Annotated in this window: 7 protein-coding genes and 1 tRNA gene; 4 read left to right on the top strand and 4 right to left on the bottom strand. The window is 53.7% G+C overall.

Annotated features, from left to right (window positions below; all coding sequences use genetic code 11):
• Positions 1–641: 641 nt before the first annotated feature.
• Positions 642–718, bottom strand: a tRNA-Arg gene (locus E3W21_RS02975).
• A gap of 292 nt (positions 719–1,010) precedes the next feature.
• Here E3W21_RS02975 and E3W21_RS02970 point away from each other — a divergent pair.
• Together E3W21_RS02970 and E3W21_RS02965 are read left to right on the top strand one after the other, a co-directional pair.
• Positions 1,011–1,244, top strand: coding sequence for a hypothetical protein (locus tag E3W21_RS02970; protein WP_134417961.1), 234 nt, complete (start codon positions 1,011–1,013; stop codon positions 1,242–1,244).
• A 22-nt stretch (positions 1,245–1,266) separates the two neighbouring features.
• Positions 1,267–1,446 (top strand): PA3371 family protein, encoded by a 180-nt coding sequence (locus E3W21_RS02965; RefSeq protein ID WP_056741414.1) that lies wholly within the window; start codon positions 1,267–1,269, stop codon positions 1,444–1,446.
• Here E3W21_RS02965 and phnN read toward each other — a convergent pair.
• Complete coding sequence (gene phnN, locus E3W21_RS02960; protein WP_134418040.1) at positions 1,421–1,993, bottom strand: phosphonate metabolism protein/1,5-bisphosphokinase (PRPP-forming) PhnN; 573 nt, start codon at positions 1,991–1,993, stop codon at positions 1,421–1,423. The genes E3W21_RS02965 and phnN overlap by 26 nt on opposite strands.
• A gap of 120 nt (positions 1,994–2,113) precedes the next feature.
• Entirely contained in the window at positions 2,114–2,269 is a 156-nt protein-coding gene (locus E3W21_RS31080; RefSeq protein WP_165353230.1) for a hypothetical protein, read from the bottom strand.
• 110 nt (positions 2,270–2,379) lie between these two features.
• Here E3W21_RS31080 and E3W21_RS02955 point away from each other — a divergent pair, with 110 nt between their 5' ends.
• A complete protein-coding gene (locus E3W21_RS02955) occupies positions 2,380–2,706 on the top strand; it encodes an Arc family DNA-binding protein (RefSeq protein WP_003178899.1) in 327 nt (108 codons plus the stop codon).
• Positions 2,707–2,806: 100 nt separating this feature from the next.
• Here the strand turns inward: E3W21_RS02955 and mgtE are convergent, their stop codons facing one another.
• A complete protein-coding gene (mgtE, locus tag E3W21_RS02950; RefSeq protein WP_134417954.1) occupies positions 2,807–4,249 on the bottom strand; it encodes a magnesium transporter in 1,443 nt (480 codons plus the stop codon).
• A 319-nt stretch (positions 4,250–4,568) separates the two neighbouring features.
• On the opposite strand from mgtE, the gene E3W21_RS02945 reads away from it, so the two are divergent.
• A partial coding sequence (locus E3W21_RS02945; RefSeq protein ID WP_134418033.1) for a cell envelope protein SmpA occupies positions 4,569–5,068 on the top strand: 500 nt, incomplete at its 3' end.

Below are 5,068 nucleotides of genomic sequence, written 5' to 3'. Positions count from 1 at the left end.
AAACTCTTCAGTTCAAACATCTTTGGGTTTTTAAGAAACCCTAAACTTGGCTCAGCAATCGTTGGTTACATCTTTGATTTCTCGCGGAGTAACTTGTGATGCTGATAATCTTGTTGACTATTAGTCTGACTCCACAAGCACCCACACGAATTGCTTGATTCAGTTGTTAAAGAGCGGTTGGTTAAGATCTTTCGTCTCAACCGAGGCGCGCATTATACAGCAAACGCCCTCAAGTAGCACCCTTAAAAGCTCCTGATTTTATTAATAAAATCAATCACTTAGGCCAGAAACAACATCAAGCTGCTCGTTAGCGGGAGGCAAATAGTACAGGATTAAAATACGTGGTCAACCCCCATCTAAAAATTCTTTTTCTTACCAAAGAGCCTAGGCCGAATTCAGCCCTTGGCGAGCGCCAGTTTTGGGTCAACAGCACTGCCCCCTGACAGACGCAATTGTGGCCAGAGCGAACTTATCAGCGTATCCATACCTTTCCTTAATATGAAGGAACGGTTATGAAAAAGCCCCGCCAGAGAGTTATCTGAGCGGGGCTTTTTTATGCCTGAAGCAATCCGCCTGCACCCACCCAGCACCCATGAGGGTTTATCGGAGGGGTCATGAATTTCTAGAGGCCTTGAGTTATATGGTGTCCCAGGGCAGGTTCGAACTGCCAACCTTCCCCTTAGGAGGGGGATGCTCTATCCAATTGAGCTACTGAGACACAGATCGACCACAAAGAAACACGGTGCGATAGACGGCGTGCATGTTAACGGGCAGGCCCGCTTTTGTCATGTCGTCCGTTGGGCTTTTTAAGTGTAGGCAGACGCCTCGCAGGAGCGCGGCTTTGTTTACCGTGCAAATTGCATCACCGCAAAAAGCCATTATTGCAAAATGCAATGCGAGCACTTCGGAAAAATATCTTAATTCATTGTTTTTAAAGGATTTAATTACCGTTAGACTCTTGGCATGCGGGCTGCTTTAGCTGTTCTCGAAGAACAACGGAGGCAAGCCTCATGAACAGCGCCCTTTTACTCTCGATCGCGATCGCTCTGGCGATTCTGCTGGGCTTTCATTTTGTCCCCGAGAGCGGTGTTGAGCCGGTTGCTCAACGCATGCCTCATTACCTTCAGGTGCAAAGAGCACCTCAACTGGCGGTAATGAGCGATCAGAGCAGCTTTGTCAGCCATGAGGTGAGCCAGGAAGGCATTCTGCTGCCAGCTCAGTCTTCAGAACGTTTGGTATTTTGAATCACCCCATCAGGAGCACCGCATGTCCAAATCAGCCGCAGGGTTTTTCATCCTCGCCTTACTGAGCGGCATTCTTCATCTGTCAGTGGTCCAGGATACGGTTCTTACCCTGCCTTTGATCGCCAGCGGCGTGTTCGGTGCGCTGTTTGTGCTGGCGCTGATTGCCGGGCGCAAGATCAAGTTCGATCCGGTACTGCGTTAACTCTCAACAGGTCCAGCAAATTGGCAACTGTAGTGGACAGTTCGCCTGAATTGTCGAGTCGATGGATCCGCGTGTCTCCGTTTGAACCCTCTGCCGTGAATAACCCATTGCGGTGCAGCCTCGCTTCAATCTCAGCAAAACTTTCGCGACCACGGCGCAGCAGGCGCTCTCGCAGGACTTCATCCTTGACCGTCAATAGAACCGGCAATAGCGTTGGATACCGGTGCAGCGCCTGAGCCAGATGGCCGCGAGAGCCGTTGAGCAAGACATGCCGACCGTCATTGAGCCATTGATCTATTTCGATCGGAATACCGTAATCCAGGCCATTGGCGTTCCAGCACAGCGCGAAATCGCCCTCGACTCTGTGTTGCTCGAACTCGTCCCGGGAAACGCCAATCGCATCTTCGCCCACTGATTCGGCCGAACGCGTGATGACCCGACGCACCACTTCACAATTGAGCGTCTGCAACGGCTCTCGAGCGGCTTCGATGAGGCTGTCCTTGCCGGACCCAGAAGGCCCCATCAAGTAAATCAGCCTGCCATCCATCCTGAAATCACCTCCCACTGCACGTCTCCCCCTAGTAAATCGGCCAATTGCCACTATCCTGTACAAGTAAGGAACACCGATCGAATCTGCACAGCATGCGCCTTCAGGCGTCCCAGGACATCACCTGTCGGGCAAGGGGAGGCGGTCAGTAATACGGACCAGCGCAAACTTTTCAAACCAGTCCGCATTTCTGATAATTGGTGCTGGCATAACGCCTTTATCCAGTTCAATATTTGTCACAGAATTGACGCCAACGAACTGGCTACTTTGAGGCATGATGCGAGCCTTTATCAATTCAGGTTGAACATTTGGCCAGACCGCTTGTCCTATCAGACATCCTGCGGCCAATCCCGAGAACCGCTCCCCTGAACTAACCGGTTAAATATATGCGCCCATTGAAACAGGCAATTTATTCCAGCCGTACGGCTGACAAGTTCGTCGTACGTCTGCCAGACGGAATGCGTGAACGCATTGCCGAGGTGGCTCGCAATCATCATCGCAGCATGAACTCCGAAATCATCGCGCGCCTTGAGCAGAGCCTTATTCAGGAAGGCGCGCTGGGCGAAGAATTGAGCATGCGCCTGGACAGCCCGGAGCTGTCATTGCACGAACGTGAACTGCTGCAACGCTTCCGCCAACTTTCCCACCGTCAGCAGAACGCACTTGTTTCGCTGATTGCGCATGATGCCGAAATGGCCGCAGACGCTTCCTGATTTCATCCGAAAGTTCAAGCCAGCTTAATTGCTGGCTTTTTTTTGCCTGAAATTCAGGCATAAAAAACCCGCCGATTGGCGGGTTTCTGATGTCGATAAGTCAGAGCAGGAAGATCGTCGCCAACCCGAGAAAGATGAAGAACCCGCCACTGTCCGTCATGGCGGTGATCATCACACTGGCGCCCATCGCAGGATCGCGCCCAAGCCTCGCCAGGGTCATGGGAATCAACACCCCCGCCAATGCCGCCAGCAACAGGTTGAGCGTCATGGCAGCGGTCATCACCACCCCCAGAGACCAACTGCCATACAGCAGATAGGCGACGACGCCGATCACACCGCCCCACACCAGGCCATTGATCAGCCCTACCGCCAATTCCTTGCGCATCAGGCGCGAAGTATTGCCGGTGCTGACCTGATCCAGCGCCATGGCCCGAACGATCATGGTGATCGTCTGGTTACCCGAGTTGCCACCGATACCGGCCACGATCGGCATCAATGCCGCCAGCGCCACCAGTTTCTCGATGGAGCCTTCGAAAAGACCGATCACCCGGGATGCGATGAACGCGGTAATCAGGTTCACGGCCAACCAGGCCCAACGGTTACGCAGGGATTTCCAGACTGACGCAAAAATATCTTCTTCTTCGCGCAGACCCGCCATGTTGAGAACTTCGTTTTCGCTCTCTTCACGAATCAGGTCGACCATTTCATCGATGGTCAAACGGCCGATCAGCTTGCCGTTCTTGTCGACTACAGGCGCCGAGACCAAGTCGTAACGTTCGAACGCCTGAGCCGCGTCATAGGCGTCTTCGTCCGGGTGAAAACTCACCGGGTCGTTAGCCATGACTTCAGAAACCTGTTTTTCCGGGTCGTTTACCAACAATCGCTTGATTGGCAACACGCCCTTGAGGACACCGTCATAATCGACCACGAACAATTTGTCCGTGTGGCTCGGCAGTTCCTTGAGACGCCGCAAGTAACGCAAAACCACTTCGAGACTGACATCCTCACGGATCGTCACCATCTCGAAGTCCATCAACGCACCGACCTGTTCCTCATCGTAGGACAACGCAGAGCGTACGCGCTCACGCTGTTGACCATCGAGGGTTTCCATCAGCTCGTGGACGACGTCTCGCGGCAGCTCGGAGGCCAGGTCAGCAAGTTCGTCGGCGTCCATGTCCTTGGCCGCAGCCAGGAGCTCGTGATCGTCCATGTCGGCGATCAGCGTTTCACGAACCGAATCGGATACTTCGAGCAGAATGTCGCCGTCGCGATCGGCCTTGACCAATTGCCAGAGCGTCAGACGATCGCCCAGCGGCAAGGCTTCAAGGATGTAGGCGACGTCGGCGGAGTGCAGATCATCGAGTTTGCGTTGCAACTCGACGAGGTTTTGCCGGTGAACCAGGTTCTCGACCCGGTCGTGATGCGGACCTTCCTGGCGGTGAGTCAGGTCTTCGACCACCCGCTGACGCTGCAGCAGCTCAACAACTTGAGCGAGGCGGTCCTGCAAGCTTTCCTGCGTTTTCTTTACTTCAACTTCAGACATAGGCGAACTCCACTCCCAGCAGCGGGGCACGCCGGAAGGATCAATCAGTCAATTCATGATTGGAAAAACGGGGTACTGAGTAACTACTGGGTAAGTCCATGGAGGTATTCCACAAGCCCCGGCGGGGCTGACGGGCGCAATGATACACCGCCCGACGGTTTTAAACGTTAAAAAATCGTGGCTGAAACAAGCGCTTGCAAGACAAACCTGAGCGCTGCCTGATCCATCAAACTGCGACGACTCATCCTGAAAAGAAAACACACCACAGCCGAAAAATGTAACGACTACCCTTCAGATGGACCGTCATGGAGGACGTTTGATGCGATCGAATGCACATTATTTTTTATTGATCACCCTGCTCTGCCCGTCGCCCTGGGCGCTTGCCACGACCGTTCACCGCTGCGAGGCGGCCAACGGGCGCATTACCTTCACTACGTTGAGCTGTACGGCCGGAGACAGCCTTTCGCTTCAGGATGTCCGCACCTTCACACCGGGCAGCGTGACCGCTCTCATGCCGGAAGCCGGCATTCGCGAAATATCAGGTATGAAAATCAAAAGGAGAGATCCGACCGTCGTCGGCAAGACCGAGGACAAATGTGGAAACCTCATCAGCGCTAAAGAACGCCGCGAAGCGATCATCAATCAGCGGGTTGTTGCCGGCATGAGTCAGCAGGATGTCGAGAGCGCCCTTGGCAAGCCAGACAAGATCAGTATTCGCAATTCGGCCACGAGCTACCGTTACGACACCCAGCGAGGTCGTAGCGCACACATTGAGTTCGATGAGAGAGGATGCACCAAGGGTAAAGCCAAATCCCAGAC

It is taken from the genome of Pseudomonas sp. F01002 (genome assembly GCF_004402115.1).
In the GTDB taxonomy this organism is placed as follows: domain Bacteria; phylum Pseudomonadota; class Gammaproteobacteria; order Pseudomonadales; family Pseudomonadaceae; genus Aquipseudomonas; species Aquipseudomonas frigoris.
Note: the sequence above shows the minus strand (reverse complement) of the source record. Positions and strands in the feature narration are given on the sequence as shown.

Coding starts and splice junctions, on each gene's coding strand:
- phnN (WP_134418040.1), bottom strand. CDS start 1,993: ATGGATGGCAGGCTGATTTACTTGATGGGGCCTTCTGGGTCCGGCAAG.
- E3W21_RS02955 (WP_003178899.1), top strand. CDS start 2,380: ATGCGCCCATTGAAACAGGCAATTTATTCCAGCCGTACGGCTGACAAG.
- E3W21_RS02970 (WP_134417961.1), top strand. CDS start 1,011: ATGAACAGCGCCCTTTTACTCTCGATCGCGATCGCTCTGGCGATTCTG.
- mgtE (WP_134417954.1), bottom strand. CDS start 4,249: ATGTCTGAAGTTGAAGTAAAGAAAACGCAGGAAAGCTTGCAGGACCGC.
- E3W21_RS31080 (WP_165353230.1), bottom strand. CDS start 2,269: ATGCCTCAAAGTAGCCAGTTCGTTGGCGTCAATTCTGTGACAAATATT.
- E3W21_RS02965 (WP_056741414.1), top strand. CDS start 1,267: ATGTCCAAATCAGCCGCAGGGTTTTTCATCCTCGCCTTACTGAGCGGC.